18 protein-coding genes are annotated in these 16643 nt (G+C 36.0%); 12 read left to right on the top strand and 6 right to left on the bottom strand.

Translation table 11 applies throughout. The features are described 5' to 3' along the window. Nucleotides 1–2: 2 nt before the first annotated feature. Nucleotides 3–2408 (bottom strand): TonB-dependent receptor, encoded by a 2406-nt coding sequence (locus RM520_RS07510; RefSeq protein ID WP_311387541.1) that lies wholly within the window; start codon nucleotides 2406–2408, stop codon nucleotides 3–5. A 180-nt stretch (nucleotides 2409–2588) separates the two neighbouring features. On the opposite strand from RM520_RS07510, the gene RM520_RS07505 reads away from it, so the two are divergent. Then, a complete protein-coding gene (locus RM520_RS07505; protein WP_311387540.1) occupies nucleotides 2589–3044 on the top strand; it encodes a GNAT family N-acetyltransferase in 456 nt (151 codons plus the stop codon). A gap of 121 nt (nucleotides 3045–3165) precedes the next feature. Here RM520_RS07505 and RM520_RS07500 read toward each other — a convergent pair whose 3' ends face one another. Then, on the bottom strand, nucleotides 3166–5601 hold the full coding sequence (locus RM520_RS07500; protein ID WP_311387539.1) for a TonB-dependent receptor domain-containing protein: 2436 nt from the start codon (nucleotides 5599–5601) through the stop codon (nucleotides 3166–3168). Nucleotides 5602–5842: 241 nt separating this feature from the next. Between RM520_RS07500 and RM520_RS07495 the strand changes: the two genes are divergently transcribed. The 11 genes from RM520_RS07495 (at nucleotide 5843) to RM520_RS07445 (ending at nucleotide 13963) form a co-directional block, all read left to right on the top strand. Continuing rightward, nucleotides 5843–6976, top strand: a complete 1134-nt coding sequence (locus RM520_RS07495) for a sensor histidine kinase (protein ID WP_311387538.1) — start codon at nucleotides 5843–5845, stop codon at nucleotides 6974–6976. Beyond that, on the top strand, nucleotides 6973–7701 hold the full coding sequence (locus tag RM520_RS07490; RefSeq protein ID WP_311387537.1) for a LytR/AlgR family response regulator transcription factor: 729 nt from the start codon (nucleotides 6973–6975) through the stop codon (nucleotides 7699–7701). The genes RM520_RS07495 and RM520_RS07490 overlap by 4 nt, the downstream gene beginning before the upstream one ends. A gap of 98 nt (nucleotides 7702–7799) precedes the next feature. Then, nucleotides 7800–8378, top strand: a complete 579-nt coding sequence (locus RM520_RS07485; RefSeq protein ID WP_311387536.1) for a Crp/Fnr family transcriptional regulator — start codon at nucleotides 7800–7802, stop codon at nucleotides 8376–8378. Nucleotides 8379–8435: 57 nt separating this feature from the next. After that, a complete protein-coding gene (locus tag RM520_RS07480) occupies nucleotides 8436–9206 on the top strand; it encodes an MBL fold metallo-hydrolase (protein ID WP_311387535.1) in 771 nt (256 codons plus the stop codon). A gap of 233 nt (nucleotides 9207–9439) precedes the next feature. After that, a complete protein-coding gene (locus RM520_RS07475) occupies nucleotides 9440–9979 on the top strand; it encodes an RNA polymerase sigma factor (protein WP_311387534.1) in 540 nt (179 codons plus the stop codon). Next, nucleotides 9979–10515 carry a hypothetical protein gene (locus RM520_RS07470; RefSeq protein ID WP_311387533.1) on the top strand — a complete coding sequence of 179 codons (537 nt, stop codon included), beginning with the start codon at nucleotides 9979–9981 and terminating at the stop codon, nucleotides 10513–10515. The genes RM520_RS07475 and RM520_RS07470 overlap by 1 nt, the downstream gene beginning before the upstream one ends. After that, a complete protein-coding gene (locus tag RM520_RS07465) occupies nucleotides 10499–11584 on the top strand; it encodes a hypothetical protein (RefSeq protein ID WP_311387532.1) in 1086 nt (361 codons plus the stop codon). Before RM520_RS07470 ends, RM520_RS07465 begins: the two co-directional genes overlap by 17 nt. An 80-nt stretch (nucleotides 11585–11664) precedes the next feature. Continuing rightward, nucleotides 11665–12330 carry a hypothetical protein gene (locus RM520_RS07460; RefSeq protein WP_311387531.1) on the top strand — a complete coding sequence of 222 codons (666 nt, stop codon included), beginning with the start codon at nucleotides 11665–11667 and terminating at the stop codon, nucleotides 12328–12330. A 36-nt stretch (nucleotides 12331–12366) separates the two neighbouring features. Beyond that, a complete protein-coding gene (locus RM520_RS07455; protein WP_311387530.1) occupies nucleotides 12367–12507 on the top strand; it encodes a hypothetical protein in 141 nt (46 codons plus the stop codon). Nucleotides 12508–12545: 38 nt separating this feature from the next. After that, a complete protein-coding gene (locus RM520_RS07450) occupies nucleotides 12546–13268 on the top strand; it encodes a head GIN domain-containing protein (protein WP_311387529.1) in 723 nt (240 codons plus the stop codon). A 221-nt stretch (nucleotides 13269–13489) separates the two neighbouring features. Continuing rightward, nucleotides 13490–13963 carry a hypothetical protein gene (locus tag RM520_RS07445; RefSeq protein ID WP_311387528.1) on the top strand — a complete coding sequence of 158 codons (474 nt, stop codon included), beginning with the start codon at nucleotides 13490–13492 and terminating at the stop codon, nucleotides 13961–13963. A gap of 34 nt (nucleotides 13964–13997) precedes the next feature. On the opposite strand, the gene hisIE is transcribed toward RM520_RS07445, so the two are convergent. The 4 genes from hisIE to RM520_RS07425 are packed head-to-tail and all read right to left on the bottom strand — an operon-like array spanning nucleotide 13998 to nucleotide 16641. After that, entirely contained in the window at nucleotides 13998–14597 is a 600-nt protein-coding gene (gene hisIE / locus RM520_RS07440) for a bifunctional phosphoribosyl-AMP cyclohydrolase/phosphoribosyl-ATP diphosphatase HisIE (RefSeq protein ID WP_311387527.1), read from the bottom strand. Then, entirely contained in the window at nucleotides 14594–15349 is a 756-nt protein-coding gene (gene hisF / locus RM520_RS07435) for an imidazole glycerol phosphate synthase subunit HisF (protein WP_311387526.1), read from the bottom strand. The genes hisIE and hisF overlap by 4 nt, the downstream gene beginning before the upstream one ends. A gap of 3 nt (nucleotides 15350–15352) precedes the next feature. After that, nucleotides 15353–15862 (bottom strand): DinB family protein, encoded by a 510-nt coding sequence (locus RM520_RS07430; RefSeq protein ID WP_311387525.1) that lies wholly within the window; start codon nucleotides 15860–15862, stop codon nucleotides 15353–15355. Between the two features lie 2 nt (nucleotides 15863–15864). Continuing rightward, nucleotides 15865–16641 (bottom strand): 1-(5-phosphoribosyl)-5-[(5-phosphoribosylamino)methylideneamino]imidazole-4-carboxamide isomerase, encoded by a 777-nt coding sequence (locus tag RM520_RS07425; RefSeq protein WP_311387524.1) that lies wholly within the window; start codon nucleotides 16639–16641, stop codon nucleotides 15865–15867. Nucleotides 16642–16643: the final 2 nt, after the last annotated feature.

Genomic DNA, 16643 nt, shown 5'->3' with positions numbered 1-16643 from the left:
TCTTAAAATTTAAAGTTATAGGTTAGTGATGGTACGATACCGAAAATGGCGGTCCGGGTAGCTTCATTGGCTCCGGTCTCCGCATTTTGACCGAAGGAGATGGAAGCTGCATTTCTTCTGTTGTAGGCGTTATAAATTCCGAGTACCCATTCTCCCTTTAAGCGGTTTTGAGGCTTTTTATTGGGTTTGTAGTTGATAGATAAATCTAAACGGTGATACGCTGGCAATCGGTCAGAATTTCGAGGTGCATAACTCGCAATCGAGAGCCCTTCATATTGATATTGCCCATTCGGATAGGTTACTGGTCGCCCGGTTTGAAAAACCAAGTTAGTGCCAAAGCTCCATTTATCATTTAAACGAAACGCAGCAGAGATGGAAATATCATGGGTTCTATCAAAAACCGCATTATACCATTCCCCGTCATTGATACCCAAACCACCTGCAGTGTCGCCGGGAGTGCGCTGCTCTGATTTTGACAAGGTATAGGCAATCCAACCTGTAAAATCCCCCTCGTTCTTACGGAATAAAAGTTCTAAACCGTAGGCGCGCATTTCACCATTTAAAATTTCAGTCTCAATAGTGTTTTGCCCAATAAGGTCTGATCCGTCTATATAATCTATTCTATTATCCACCGTTTTATAGTAGACCTCGGCTTCCATAGAATACATTTTATCTTTAAAGTTTCTGAAATAACCTAGCGCATATTGGTCAGACAATTGTGGTTTGATAAACTTGCCACTCGGTGTCCACACATCTAAAGGGGTTGCCGACGAGGTGTTCGAAAGTAAATGAATGTACTGTGCTGTTCTAGAATAGCCTGCTTTTACTGAAGATGCCTCATTCAACAAGTACGAAAACGAAACACGAGGTTCAAAGTTTCCAAAGGTTTCAATGGCATCACCTTTTGCAAAATCAGTTTCACCGATGGCAACACCACGTTGATAAATACCGAGCGTAGGATTGTAAACTACAGGTTGATTATTTGCATAATCCGTTAAAGCTTGCCCACCTAACCTTGTGAATGCACTATAACGTAACCCATATTGTGCGGTTAGGTTTGAAGATAATTGATGTTCAGCATTTACATACAATCCCGTTTCAATGGCCTTTTTGCGGTCTAGTTTTAAAGGATTTACTGCTGAAGTTTCTGAAGTAGGATTCACCTGCCCAGGATCAAAATCATAATAAATACCGCTTGCCCCAAAATCTAATTTAAATTGGTTACTCAGGTAATACTTTAAATCGTATTTGAGATTATAATTGGTGATAGACGATTTCCAATCAAAGGCCTCCATCGAAAAACCTAAATCATAATCATAACGACTGGCAATTGCTGATAAGTTTGAAAAAAGACGGTCATTAAAAATATGATTCCAGCGTAGGTTCCCCGAAGTGTTACCGTAACTGCTATCAAAACTATTGCCCAGTTTAAAAGCATCTCTTCCAAAATAACCTGATAAAAACAGCTTGTTCGTTGGGTTAATACTGTAGTTAGATTTTAAATTCAGGTCATAAAAGCTCACACTATTGGTTTCACCAGCTATTTTTAAAAGTAAATCGGCGTAGGAGCGTCTGCCCGCGATTAAGAAAGAGCCTTTATTATTAAACGTAGGACCTTCAAGCGTTAATCGGCTTGAGATAATTCCGATTCCACCAGTCGCAGCAAAGTTTTTATTGTTCCCATCTTTCTGACGTACGTCAAGGACAGAAGAAACTCGACCCCCAAAACGAGCAGGAATTCCCCCTTTATACAATTTCATGTCTTTGATGGCATCGGCATTAAAAACTGAAAAGAAGCCAAACATATGCGAGGTATTATAAATAATGGCCTCGTCTAGCAAAACCAAATTTTGGTCAGAGGCGCCACCACGTACATGAAAGCCCCCACTACCCTCACCATTGCTGGTCACCCCTGGCAGCATTTGTAGCGATTTTAAAATATCTACCTCACCCAAAACCACTGGCATCTGTTTTACGGTACCAATATTCAGTTTTAGCACACTCATCTCTGGTTTGCGCAGTAAAGCCCGTTCTGGCTCTTCAGCGGTGACCACCACTTCTTCTAACTGGGTAGAATTCTCTGAAATTTCGTAATCCAATTTTTGGTCACGGTATAAGGTGATGTTGGCATTGATCTCTTGGTAGCCCATATAAGACACATTTAAAATGTAGTCGCCTTGTGGGGCGGTAATGGAATAGAACCCATACTCGTTAGTGACGCCACCAATGGTGGTGCCCTTTAAGAAAACGGAAGCCCCGTAAAGGGTTTCTCCATTACTTATATCAGCAATAGTACCGCTAATGGTGTAGTTGTTTTGGCCCATAGCCAATGCGCTTACTAAGAAGAGTCCCCATATCAACCAAATGGTATAGCGTTCATATGGGTCTTTGGTATTTTGTCTGTTCATTCTTGATTGAATTTGACCTACCAATATGGCAGGCTGGTTGATGATAATTTTCAATACTTAGAGACAACACAAAAAAGGAAGGGTTGCATTATGAAGAATAAACCTTGATTTTAATTTTAATATTTGAGACAATAGAAAATAGTAACTTGTTGCCGTTTAAGATTGTACAATTAAACTCAAATGAAAAACAGTTTCAAAATTTTAAGACTTCAAAAGAATAATTTAGACTTGTTCGTAAACCTTGTGCAATTACTAAACGAGGTTTTCGAAGAACCGAATTTGATTGCTTCCAAAAAGCAATTGAAGAAGCTATTAATGCAGTCAGATTTTTATGCAGTAGTGGCAATAATAAATGATTTAGTTGTTGGTGGGTTAACCGCATATGAATTAGAGCGATACTATACTGATCAAAGTGAATTGCACATTTATGATATAGCGGTTAAAACTAATCTTCATAATCAAGGAATTGGAAAAGCATTGGTCAACTATTTGAAAGAATATGCTTCACAGCATGAAATAGAAACAATTTTTGTTCAAGCACACTCTGAAGATAAACAAGCTGTTAAATTTTATGAATCGACCATTGGAAAAGGCGAAAAGGTTGATTACTTCAATCTTAACATGAAAACTAGATAAAGCATTTATAAGTAGGTTTAGATATGACAATTAGGCCAACCTTCAATATTTTTGACTTTATACTTTCCCCCTTTATCTACAACACTTTACTCTTTCCATTGCATTTTATCCCATAAAAACATTATAATCGAGATTTCTCAGAATCCGCACCTGATTTACCTCTAGCTTCTTTTACTTTATTATTCCCAAAGGGATAGGTATAACTCACTCTAAAAATGCGTGAAAAACCAGATTCTGGGCTGTAAGTTCCGGTAAATACATCTCCAAACGCTTCTCGTGTTAGCGTGCCATATTTAAAGCCAATATCCAAACTCTGAAAAATGTCAGTTACAGCAAATTGTAGGCTACTACCGTTTTTAAATTCTTTTTTTATACCTCCATTCAAAATGCCAAAACCCCCATTTCTCGTACTGCCATTAAAATGCCGTGAGGTATACCAGCCTGATATTTCTAATGACAGGCTTGCAGGCAATCGCATGGTTTGGCTTCCATTAAAATTATAGTGCACATAATCATGGGTTATACGCTCATCGGTATGCAACAGTTTGAACTTTCTAACACCCAAAGTGCCATTAAGGTTAATGTCCCACCAATGGGCAACTCGAAAGGGAATATTGGTTTGTACATCGATATTCCGCTGATACTCCATATTTACGGGAGAAACTACGGCAAGATTACTTTGAGGATTTCGCGTTATTTGAAAACGAGCAATGGGGTTGTTTTCATTAGCCGCCAATAATGAGATGCTAAACGATTTGTTGTTATAGGTAAGACTAATATTATCGGTGATGGCAGGCAATAGTTGTGGGTTTCCACTAAATACCGAAGTAGGTCCGTTATAAATCAAAAAGGAGGCCAAATCGGAATAATTGGGTCTTGCAATACGCTTGTTATAAGCAAAATTAAGTGCAGTCGTATCTGAAAAAGCATGCGTAGCAAAAAAGGATGGAAACAGTTTTCCAAAACTTCGGTCAAGCGGATTATCATCAAAATCTTGGTCCCAATATTCATAGCGTAAACCCAACTGCACCTTCAACTTTTTAGAAATGCTATAATCGGTCAAGACATAGGCCGCGCCAATGGTTTCTTTGTTTTCTAACGTACTTATAAATCGGTCATCAGGTACAAATTCGTCTCCTTCCAAAACTTCAATACGCGCGTCATTAACAGTATTGGATAATGACCCTTTTATACCTCCTTCTAGGGAGGCTTTTTCGTTGATACTATCTTTATAATCTAGCTTTAGTACTCCTACATTGATATCAGTTTCGTTAAAGCCACGATTTCCATTATTGTAGATTTCACTTTCGGGTTGAAAAGGGTCGCCATTTTCATCAAAATATTCACTATTTACTTGGTTAGGGGTTTGGCTATTGTAATTGATGTAATCTCCTGTGATTGTAAAACTATTCTTCTCCCCAGTCTTTTCGTAATACATGGAAGAAGTTAAATTCTTTAGGTTTCCATCACCATTTAGACGTATTTGAGCCTCTAAAAAAGGGTCAATAATAAAATCGTAAAAACCTAAATTTCGGGTCATAACCAAAGGCCTAGATTGATTGAGCAAGGCACTTGCCCCAAATGAAGAAGCTTCTGAGAATTGGTATTCATAGCCTACATTGAGATTGTGATTTCGATTTATCTGTTGTCTCCTACTGGTAAAGTCGATAGCGGTATTTCCTCCCAAAACAGGAATTTCACTTACACCCACCCCTCTAAATCCGCTAAAAGTATCGTCATAAGAGAAGGTGTAACTGCCAAATATCGTGGAGCGCTCACCCCCATAATTAAGGGAAAGTCCTGTTGTTTGCTTAACGCCTCTACCATAGCCAGTACTTAAATTAAGGTTACCCCGAATGCCCAGGGTTTCATTCTTGCTCATTACAATATTGATGATACCCGCATTACCATCTACATCATATCGTGCAGAAGGATTGGTCAATAATTCTATTCTTTCAATATTATCTGCACTCATTCCGTTGAGCATGGCAATTAAATCTGCTATTGGAATGCGTTGCGCCTTTCCATTAATCATAATCAGCGTGCCACTTTTACCATTTAGTGAAAAGGTATTGTTGTACTGATCCAGAATTACGCCTGGAGAACGCTCTAACAATTGCAGTGCTGTACTGCCTTGGGTCATGACACTTGCCTGCACGTTGATGATGTTTCCCTCTTTGGTGCGCTGTATTAATTTTCGTTGTCCCCTAACTTCAACACCTTGTAGCGAGGTAACTTTCTCTTCTAAGATAATTGTCTCAAAATCCTTTTTGAAATCAGTACCAGAAATGGTGAACGTTTCAGAATTCCAAGTTTTGAAAGATAAAAGGTCTATACGGAGCATAAATGTACCCTGATTTGCATAATCTATAACAAAAACACCATCATCATCAGTAATAACTCCTGTTTGCAAGGCGGAATCTGGAACACTATAGATCATGACGTTGGCATATGAAACTGGATTACCATCAACATCGACCACGGAACCCGCTAATTGACCGAATAACAATTCAAGAGAGGCCAAACAGCATACTAAAACTAGAATATATGATTTCATTGATACAAATTTGACCGCAAGTAGTAAGAATCAAAATCGTCTTGAAAAAGAGAATGACATACGGGTCTTATTACTTTACCACCAGAAGAAATGACGGGTTTTTATACTGAATTGTGCTCATAATCCGAGAAAATGTATTTCGTCAAGTATTCGTGACCTGATATCAAGTTGCGAAATACCCCGTTTGATAATGGCCGCTAACCGTTGTATCTTGTTGTTTAAAGTTCCTTTTTAACGAATTATGACTGCAAACAGTTTAACACAAGTCACCTCTTTTTTAGAGCGCTACAAAATACACCACGTGCTATTCTGGGCGGTTTATCACTTTGCCTGGTGGACCCTGTTTACAGGGAGTATTTCTGTAGTCTTTGAATCTATAATGGTGCCATATGGCGTCGTGAAGTTTTTAGGATATGTAGTATATCAGGCTTTAGGGGTATATTTTTGTCTGTACGTTCTGATTCCGAAGTTTTTACAAAAAGGGAAATACCTAGCATTCTTTCTTTCAATAATTGGGGTAATTATACTGATGGCTGCAGCGATAACGGCTAATTATTATTTAGCAGCAATAATAGCTAATGAATCAGTATACGAGTTGTACAATATCTCCCCTGAGACTCCCATTACCATATTCAAACATAATACATTGCCCTCTTGTGTTGGGGCTACTACCTTGGGTTTAAGCATAAAATTGACCAAAATTTGGGTAGCTTCTCAAAAAAGGCAACAAGCTTTGGAAAAAGAAAAATTGGAGACTGAATTGAAATTCTTGAAATCACAATTCAATCCCCATTTTTTGTTTAATACCATCAACTCCATTTTTGTGCTCATCAATAAAAACCCAAAAATGGCTTCCGATTCTTTGGTAAAGTTTTCCAGTCTGTTGCGGTATCAACTTTATGAGTGCAATAGTCATAAAATTCCTTTGAAAAATGAGCTGGTATATATTGAAAGCTTTATGGAGTTGGAAAGTCTTCGGCAAAATCAAAATTTTGAGCTCAAGGCCGATATTCAAAAAGTAGACGATGAACTCACTATTGCACCTTTTATTTTAATACCCTTTATTGAAAATGCTTTTAAACACCTATCTGAAGACCAAGAACTCAGAAAATGGATTCAATTAAAGATTAGCTTAGATGGAAACAATCTACATTTTGAGTTAATCAATAGCGCCAATTTTGAATTACAGCATACCTTACCCGAAGGAGTGGCTTACGGCGGATTAGGCCTTAATAATGTAAAACGACGGTTGGTGATTATTTATCCCAACGAACACGCTTTGCTCATAACAAAAGGAAAAGACATTCATACGGTGACCTTAAATTTAAAATTAGAACAGAAGACTGCTATATCGTTAAAAAAAGTTAGCGGATGATGAACTGCATTGTTATTGATGATGAGCCATTGGCAAGAGAATGTATTGTAAATTACATTGGTCAGGTCGATTTTATGAATGATGTAGGTACCGGTGTTTCGGCCCTGGAAATTCCCCAATTATTGGCAGAAAATCAGATTGATTTACTGTTTTTAGACGTTCAAATGCCCTTAATGAACGGGCTGGAGTACTTGAAATCTAACCCCACTCCACCCATGACTATTTTAACTACGGCTTTTCCAAACTATGCTATAGAAGGGTTTGATTTAAATGTGCTGGATTATCTTTTAAAACCAATTTCTTTTAATCGCTTTTTTACTGCTGCAACAAAGGCCAAGCAACAATTAGAATTATTACAAAAAAAGGGTGTTCCAGTCTCAAAAGATGAGGAACGCAGTTGCTTTTTTATTAAATGTGATGGTAAATACGAGAAGATTTATCATGATGAAATCCTTTTTGTACAAGCCATGCAGAATTATGTCATTATCCATACAAACAAGCGCAAGTATGTAAGTTTACTTTCCTTAAAAAATGTGGTTGAAAAATTAAGCACAGCCGCGTTCGCGCAAGTACACAAATCATATGTCATTGCATTAGATAAGATTGAAGGTGTCGCCAAACATGAGATTCAAATACAAATGCATAAGATTCCTATGAGTCGTCATTACAAAAAGGATGTACTGCCCAAGATTTTAGGAGGCAATTTATGGGATGGTAAGGTTTAACCCCCTCTAACAAAAGATAAGGTCTTTATTTTATTAAAAGATAGCTTGATTTAAAAAGTAGTATTTTTAGAATATTAAAAGACCTACTCCACAAAGTAATGAAGCTTCAATTCAAAGAAATAGCCAGGTTTTTTGAAACAGAATACCCTCTAAACCAGGATGGCCTTAATGAACTACTCTCATCATTTGAAGTCGAACATTTTAGAAAGGGAACACAAATTCTTATGGCAAAAAACAAAGAAAAACAACTCCGTTTTCTAAACTCAGGTTCCGTGAGAGAATATTATGCTACTACAGAAAAAGAAACGAACATTAATTTTTATACCAAACCACAATTTATTACAGATTTATATTCCTTCAATAACAATATCAACACCAACAAAAATCAAGAGAGCTTAACGGCCATTGAATTACTGGTAATCAACAAAAAACCTTTTTATGAACTATTGAAGAAATATGAATGCGGAAAGTCTTTTATCGATCTCTCATTTCAGAGGCTTTTGAAACATAAAGAACTTTTAGAATTCAATAGAATTACAAAAACTGCTGATGAACTTTACAAAGAGTTATTCATTTATAAACCCAATTGGTTAGAAAAGATTCCGCAATACCATATTGCATCTTATCTGAATATAACTCCCGAAACCTTAAGCAGAATACGAAGACGTATTTCTTGATTGAAATCAATGCTTTTTTTTCTTTTACTACTCAATTTTGGGTCTAAAATTTAGATAATGAGAATTCATCATTTGAGAAACGCAACTATGGTCATAGAGACCAATGATAAAGTTATTCTAATTGACCCTATGCTAGGAAAAAAGGGAACTGCAGGGCCCTCATTTACCTTGTTTAGATTTAAGCCACGAAGAAACCCCATTGTAGATCTTCCAAATAACGCAATGGAGATTGTAAACAAAGCGACACATTGTTTAATTACGCATTTGCATCCTGACCACCTAGATAAGGTTGCTGAAGATTTCTTAAGAGAGAATAAGCTGGCTATAATTTGTAGTTCTAAAGATGAGAAAGAATTAAAGAAACGGGGCTTGAACGTACTACAGGTCATTGATTATTGGAAAAAAAGTGATTTTTTAGGAGGAACAATCGAAGGTATTCCGGCGATGCATGGTTATGGTTTTGTAGCCAAACCTATGGGAAACGTTATGGGCTTTTATATTGAATTACCTAACGAGAAGTCTATTTATTTAAGTTCTGATACCATTTATACCGATGATGTGGATAAGGTTTTGAAGCAATATCAACCAGAAATAAGTGTATTAGCTTGTGGAACAGCTCAATTAGACATTTTTAAGCCTTTGCTTATGACCATGAACGATATTCTAAAATTTGTTAGAAATTCTCCATCAAAAGTAATTGCAAATCACCTACAAGCAGTAAATCATTGCCCGACTACTAGAGCACAACTTCAGTCAGAATTAATTAAAAACAAGCTTGAAGACAAAGTGTTTATTCCTGAAGATGGTCAGGTTATTGAAATTGATTAAAATTATTTTTTCTCCACTTTTTAATCGTTAAATTCTCCAAGTTTTTTGGGCCAAGAGCCATAACAGAAAAGACTTATTTTTTTATTGTGGCCACGTAGCAATCTTGTTTCTTATACCTCAATGGCTCTGCCTTGAGGTAGTACATTTTCATATTTTCAATTTTTTTTTAGCTTCGGTGCAACCCTTTACTTTTGCAATTGTCTTTAGTAACACACATCAACCTTTAATACCCTTTGACGACCGAAGTCCGTTTTACGCATAAATCGCTTGTAGAAAGCTGCAAGAAAGGCCATAGTGGTTCACAATACGAGCTATTTGAGCTCTATGTAGATGCAATGTACAACGTGAGCATGCGGTTTTTGGGTACTAAAGAAGATGCTGAAGATGTGGTGCAAGACAGTTTTGTTGATGCTTTTAAAAATTTAAAAAAATTTAAATATGAAAGCTCTTTTGGTGCATGGTTAAAGCGCATTGTTATTAATAAAAGTATCAACTACCTAAGAGCAAAACGCATTGCAGTAGTACCCATGGATGCCCATGAATTTCATCTAACTGATGAAGAACCAGTTGAAGTAGATACTGTAGATATTAAAAGAGTACAATTGGGTATTGCCCAATTGCCAGCAGGATACAAACAGATTATCAATTTATACCTCATTGAGGGATACGATCATGTTGAAATAGGAGAAATATTGGGGATAGCTACGGCGACCTCGAAATCGCAATATCATAGAGCGAAGAAAAAACTAGTAGAAATCATTAAAGAATTGTAATGGACAATTTTGAAAAACATATAAGGGATAACGCCGCTCAGTTTGATGAGCATAAGGCAGACCGGACTAAAATGTGGGCCAATATCTCCACCGAGCTTGAAAAAGAAGAACCAAAGGTGATTCCACTTTGGAAATCGCCAATAATAAGAATTGCTGCAAGTTTTCTCTTGCTTATCGGGATAGGCAGTTTTATTGGGCTTTCCGTTTTTAGTGGCGGCGAACAAACGCAGTATGCCAGCAAAGAACTGATGGATATTGATATACACTATCAGAATTTGGTATCGTATCAAGTGAAATTGGTGCAAAACAGCCCTAACCTAACCGATGATGATAAAGCTGAGTTTTTATCCTTTATGGATGAACTTGATGCTGAATATAAAACCTTACGCATAGAAATGCGAAACAACCTAGACAATGAGCGTGTGTTAGAGGCAATAGTGGCTAATTACAAAAAACGAATTGAACTCATTGAAAATTTATTGAAGCAGATAAATGATTCTAAATTACAAGAAGAAGATTATGGGTACACATTATAAAAAAACCTTTTGGATAGTCCTCGTGCTATTCTCGGTGCAATTAGCTATAGGCCAAGAAAGTCTATCTAAAACCGTAGAGAAGACCTTTCCCCTTACCGACACAGGATCTTTGCAATTAGAGAACAAGTATGGCAGCATTAACCTGACAGGATGGGATAAGAATGAAGTTTCCATAAAAATTTCTATTAAGGTCAATCATAAAAAGAAGGATAATGCCAAAGATTTATTGAAGCGAGTAAATCCCAATTTTAAATCCAGCAGTGATAATGTTTTTGTGGTATCAGAAATCGACAATAGAAATACGGGTTGGTTTGCAGATTTATTTAATAATGCCAATCCCATTGATAGTGACCGCAGTCATGTACAAATTGATTATGAGGTGTTTTTACCGAAAGAGATAAAACTTAAGGTAACCAATCGTTTTGGTGATGTTATAATTGATGGTTGGAGTGGTCAACTAAACGCTCTAATAGAACATGGTGACCTTTGGTTAGGTGAGAATTTGAGCAAGGCAGATATTATTTTAAAATTTGGTAAGCTACGCGCCAAGGATATGGATTATGCTAGCCTAAACCTTAAAAATGGAGAATTAGAAATGAACAATTCTAAAAGCTTGAGATTAAATAGTAGCGGAACTGAAATAAACATGAATTCTGTAAACTCTTTAGAGTTATACTCTAACAAAGATGATATTCTGGCCGATGAAATTGGTACTATTTATGGGGATTTGAAGTTTAGTACCATGGAGATTAAAAGCTTGTCCAAAGATGTGGATTTAAGTATGAAGATTGCTGATTTCAGAATCTCCAAAATTCTGGAACCTGCTACCGAAATTTCCATAGAACAAGAATCTTCTGAGGTTATATTAGTAGTGACCGATTTTTCTCATGTGTTTAAAGCTACTTTAGAACAAGGCGTAGTACGTTTACCAAAGTCTTTTGAAAATGTAAACTCTAATATTCTAGATAAAGGTCGAAAACTGAGAGAAATTGAAGCTACTTATGGTGATGAAAAGATGGGGTCAATCGTCATAAATGGATTAAAGGGTATTATAACTCTTCAGGAATAAATTTTTTATCAAAAGATGCAACCCTTGAAAATTTAAATTGTCTTTATTACAATCAATCAAGAATCACAAAACCTTACAAAATGAACAATCAAAAAACGCGCATACTTGTACTTCTTCTTTTTATTAGCTTTCAAACCTATGCTCAAGAAGATGAAGGAGAATATATCACTTTTAATGACCGCAAAAACGTCGTGCATGGAGTCTATTTTGGTATTAATATGTCGTATGGAGAAATCGAAGGTGAAGACACTTATATTGGAGGCCTAAAGTTGGCATATGTAGCTAACCAGCAGTTTGAAGTTGGATTTGAGGGCAAGTTTCTATACTCGGAGCAAAACATTTTTAATGCAACTAATACTATCAACGAAGACTTATTTGCCGCATATGGAGGGTTACACTTAGAACCAATCTTTTTTAGTAAATCTAAGGTGAATCTTTCTTTTCCATTACTTATTGGAGGTGGCGCTGTCGGATATATTGATGGTGATGCAGTGAGAAGAGATGAAGATATTGATATTGATGAAGATGATGTAGATGCAGTGTTTGTTTTGGAACCGGGTATGAGTGCCCTTTTTAATATTTCTAGATATGTCCAGTTTGAGGCAGGGATAAAATATCGTTTTTCAAGCAAAATAGAGCTAACAAATAGCCCCGTTGACCGTATCAATGGTTTCTCCGGAGGAATTGGAGTAAAACTTGGGATTTTTAATATGGGTAGAAATCGCTATAAGAAAAAAATAGATTAATAAAAATCATCAATCATTCAATCTAAAACAAATATCGTGAAACACGCAGTCAAGAAGGAAAAAATAATTAATACGACTAGGGTTTTTACCGAAGGAAGTCAGGTCTATATACATATAGGAAGAAAGAGAAAGTTTCAAGTACCCTTGCGATGGATTCCGGTAATTATTCAGGAATAGATTTTCGACATCTAATACAAAAGTAAATAGCAATCAAAATGAAATCAAAAATGATTCCTGGCCTTTTATTGGCCGTATATTTAGTACTAACATCATGTGAAAAAAATACCATTCGTGCATCTGGTCAAGTCACTTCTAGGGAATTCTCTTTTACTAACTATGACGGTTTAGAAGTAGGTGGTGCCTTTGAAGTATTTGTACGATTTTCGGAAACTGAAGAACGTATAGAAATTGAAACCAATAGTAACCTTCAGGATAGATTAATTGTTCGGGTGGATGAAACTACATTGAAGATTCGACCTAAGGACAATTTGCAAGTTAAAGGAAACCCCACCTTTAGAGCTTATATCACTACAAGCAACCTTTTGAATTTTAACCTTTCTGGTGCTACAACCCTTGCCCTTGAAGATGAATGGATAACGGACATTGGTAATATAAGGATGTCCGGGGCCTCTAATTTTACAGGTGGGCTTATGGCAAAGGAATTGGAAGTACAGGCTAGTGGAGCATCTGATTTAGATTTGTTTGGAAGTGCAAATTCTTTAAACGCTAGACTATCTGGAAGTAGCACGGTTAAAAACTATGATTTATCAATTAATGATTTAATCATTGACCTTTCTGGTTCAAGCGATGCTTTTTTAACAGTTAATGAGACCATTGATATTAAAGCATCGGGCGCTAGTACTTTAAACTATAAAGGAAGCCCAAAATCGATTATTCAAGATTTGACAGGTACATCGGAATTGAATAATAGAAATTAGTCCATCTTTTGACCTATTTAAACAATTGACTTAAGACAAGATAAAATGTATTTTCACGCATACTCTTGAATATACGTAATAGTTTCTTATCACTTTTAACTAGCTAAATTTCCATGCATTTACCTATATTACATATTATTTGCACGGAAAGAATTATAGAAGTCCGTTAGAATATGTTTCAATCAGATTTACTTTACTGGAACTTTTAGTAATTAAAAAGTATGAAAAAACTGATTTTAATAGCACTCTTTATTTTAACGTTAATCAATGAAAGTAAAGGACAAGAAACAACAACAAATAAAACTTTTAATTCATTTGTGGAATGGAATTTTGGTGTAGCCTTAATAGGGGATGATCTTGGTATTGATGGTATTTTTCCTGGCACTTCAGTACTATGGGGAAGAACCTACATTAGTAAAAATGACATTATTTTTGAATATCAAGCAGGGTTTGCTCTACCGTCTCTAGTTACAGGCAAAATTGGAGTTGGTCGAAAATTTAATAATACCCAAGTAGTTCTTGGGGTTCGACCTTTTCCTTTTAACACTTATTTACAGTCAAGTTTCACCAATAAGAAAAAAGGATATTGGATTATTTCGTTGGAATATAACCCTCTTGATTCTGGCTCGGACATATCATTCGAATCAAAAGCAATATTAAACTTTGGTTATAGATGGCATATAAACAAAAAGTGACTATAAGCTAATTCACGATGAATAACTAATGAAACTATTTTTTTCTTGTTCTTAACTCCGCTTCAATATCTTTTAAGCTAAATCCTTTAGCTTGAAGTAAAATCAAATAGTGAAATAACAAATCGGCACTCTCATATAAAAATAAATCATCGTTGTCGTCTTTGGCTTCAATTACTGTTTCAACAGCTTCTTCCCCAACTTTCTGAGCTATTTTATTAATCCCTTTTCTGAAAAGAGAAGCCACATAGCTTTCATCATTTGCGATGTTAGATTTTCTCGAAGCTATAATACCTTCTAGTTCTGACAGAAACCCAAAAGAACTCTCATTTGTTTCATTCCAACAAGTATCAGAACCAGTATGACAAGTAGGCCCTTGGGGCTTAACTTTAATTAACAGCGAGTCGTTATCACAATCTACTTTAAAATCTACTAGAATTAAAAAATTACCACTCTCCTCCCCCTTAGTCCATAATCTCTGCTTACTCCGGCTAAAAAAAGTAACTTTTTTAGTTTCTTGTGTTACCCCAAATGCTTCTTCATTCATATACCCCAACATGAGTACATTTTTTGTAGTAGCATCTTGAATAATTGCCGGAACTAGTCCGTCTTGGTTTTTATTAAAATCTATTTTCATATACGTACAGGAATACCGTCCCTTTTTAATTGATTCTTCAAATCTCTTATCTCAATTTCTTTAAAATGAAATACACTGGCAGCTAATGCGGCATCTGCCCTTCCATTTATAAAAGTATCAGCAAAATGTTGCATAGTGCCCGCACCACCGGATGCAATTATTGGTATATTTAATTCGTCAGACAAACGAGCCAAAGCTTCGTTAGCAAATCCGTTCTTTGTGCCATCATGATTCATTGATGTAAAAAGTATTTCTCCTGCACCTCTAAGCTCGACTTCCTTTGCCCATTCAAATAAATTCAATTCTGTTGGGACTTTTCCACCCACCAAATGCACCTTCCAATTTCCTTCAATTTCCTTAGCATCAATTGCCACAACTATGCATTGTGAACCAAATTTAGCTACCAATTCATTGATTAAATCAGGGCGCTTAACAGCAGAAGAATTTATGGAAATTTTATCAGCTCCGTTTTTAAGTAAAATATCTACATCTTCAACAGCTGATATTCCTCCGCCCACAGTGAAGGGTATATTTAATTTCTCAGCAACGTTATAAACCATACCAGCCAAAGTTTTACGTTTTTGTTCGGTTGCTGAAATATCTAGAAATACCAATTCATCAGCCCCCTCTTTCGCATAGCGCTGCGCTAGTTCAACTGGATCACCAGCATCACGTAAATCAACAAAATTCACCCCTTTAACGGTTCTGCCATCTTTAATATCCAAACAGGGAACTATTCTTTTTGTCAACATTTACTATTGGTTTTTAATATTTAAATCCAATCCGTCATAAAAACCAAGTTGTTTATTCTCAAGTTGTTTCACCCAAAAAGCTATTTGTCCAGTATGATAAGAGTAGTGCTCAACTACATGAAGAATGACTCCAATACCAGAAAAATGAAACCCTTGTACTTCTCTTTTCTTTAACCATTGTTCTGACGTAGCATTCTCAATAGTTGCTTTTGCATGTGCGATGGTATCAGAAAGCTTAATAAGTAACTCTTGTTTTGAAAAGCCCGAAGTTGTTTCAAATTCAATATCTCTATTCCTAACATCTTCTTTTCCACCGAGTGATGAAATTGCATACTGTGTAATATTACCACATAAATGTAAAATCAAATTCCCAATACTATTTGATGAATCATTTGGCCTCAACCAGACTTGTTTTTCATTAATACTTTCAAAAGCTATAGCAATCATACGACTGCTTTCGTCTAATCGGTACATCGTATTCTCAACAAACTCTTTTATTGCTTCATTTTCCATATTCAGGATTCTAAAATGAATTGTTCTAATTGTTTTAAACTAATTCTATTTTCGTAAATAGCTTTACCTATAATTACGCCTTCACAACCTAAGGCATTTAGCTTAGGTAACTCATCAAATTCCGAAATACCACCACTTGCTATTAAATGAATCCCTATTTCTTCAAAATCTTCAACCCCTGCACCCGTAACACTAGTTTTATGAACCTTGGTTGCTTCTAAAAGTTTGCTGTACAAATCAAATGAAGGACCTTCTAGCATACCATCTTTGGAAATATCGGTACATATCACGTATTTGATTCCGATTTTTTGATATTCTTGAACAAACGGAATTAATTTTTCGTTGGATTCTTCTTGCCAGCCTGAAACAGCTACTTTTTCATCTAATGCATCAGCCCCTAAAACTATTTTGTCAGTTCCGTAAACATTCAACCACCGCAAAAACGTTGTTCTATCTTTTACAGCTATACTTCCTCCGGTAATTTGTTGGGCACCAGACTCAAAAGCAATACGCAAGTCATCATCAGATTTTAATCCTCCACCAAAGTCAATTTTTAATTTAGTTCTTGAAGCAATTTGTTCCAAAACTCTATGATTTACAATATGCTTTGATTTAGCACCATCTAAATCAACCAAATGCAAATACTCAATTCCATGGGCTTCAAAAGATTTAGCGACCTCTAACGGGTTTTCGTTATAAATCTTTTTTGTGTCGTAATCTCCTTTAGAAAGACGTACGCATTTACCATCTATAATATCTATTGCTGGTATTATTCTCATTA

This window comes from Croceitalea vernalis (genome assembly GCF_031846405.1).
GTDB classification, from domain to species: domain Bacteria; phylum Bacteroidota; class Bacteroidia; order Flavobacteriales; family Flavobacteriaceae; genus Croceitalea; species Croceitalea vernalis.
Note: the sequence above shows the minus strand (reverse complement) of the source record. Positions and strands in the feature narration are given on the sequence as shown.

Coding starts and splice junctions, on each gene's coding strand:
- RM520_RS07480 (WP_311387535.1), top strand. CDS start 8,436: ATGAGAATTCATCATTTGAGAAACGCAACTATGGTCATAGAGACCAAT.
- RM520_RS07430 (WP_311387525.1), bottom strand. CDS start 15,862: ATGGAAAATGAAGCAATAAAAGAGTTTGTTGAGAATACGATGTACCGA.
- RM520_RS07485 (WP_311387536.1), top strand. CDS start 7,800: ATGAAGCTTCAATTCAAAGAAATAGCCAGGTTTTTTGAAACAGAATAC.
- RM520_RS07500 (WP_311387539.1), bottom strand. CDS start 5,601: ATGAAATCATATATTCTAGTTTTAGTATGCTGTTTGGCCTCTCTTGAA.
- hisIE (WP_311387527.1), bottom strand. CDS start 14,597: ATGAAAATAGATTTTAATAAAAACCAAGACGGACTAGTTCCGGCAATT.
- RM520_RS07495 (WP_311387538.1), top strand. CDS start 5,843: ATGACTGCAAACAGTTTAACACAAGTCACCTCTTTTTTAGAGCGCTAC.
- RM520_RS07470 (WP_311387533.1), top strand. CDS start 9,979: ATGGACAATTTTGAAAAACATATAAGGGATAACGCCGCTCAGTTTGAT.
- RM520_RS07425 (WP_311387524.1), bottom strand. CDS start 16,641: ATGAGAATAATACCAGCAATAGATATTATAGATGGTAAATGCGTACGT.
- RM520_RS07460 (WP_311387531.1), top strand. CDS start 11,665: ATGAACAATCAAAAAACGCGCATACTTGTACTTCTTCTTTTTATTAGC.
- RM520_RS07450 (WP_311387529.1), top strand. CDS start 12,546: ATGAAATCAAAAATGATTCCTGGCCTTTTATTGGCCGTATATTTAGTA.
- RM520_RS07445 (WP_311387528.1), top strand. CDS start 13,490: ATGAAAAAACTGATTTTAATAGCACTCTTTATTTTAACGTTAATCAAT.
- RM520_RS07510 (WP_311387541.1), bottom strand. CDS start 2,408: ATGAACAGACAAAATACCAAAGACCCATATGAACGCTATACCATTTGG.
- RM520_RS07465 (WP_311387532.1), top strand. CDS start 10,499: ATGGGTACACATTATAAAAAAACCTTTTGGATAGTCCTCGTGCTATTC.
- hisF (WP_311387526.1), bottom strand. CDS start 15,349: ATGTTGACAAAAAGAATAGTTCCCTGTTTGGATATTAAAGATGGCAGA.
- RM520_RS07490 (WP_311387537.1), top strand. CDS start 6,973: ATGATGAACTGCATTGTTATTGATGATGAGCCATTGGCAAGAGAATGT.
- RM520_RS07505 (WP_311387540.1), top strand. CDS start 2,589: ATGAAAAACAGTTTCAAAATTTTAAGACTTCAAAAGAATAATTTAGAC.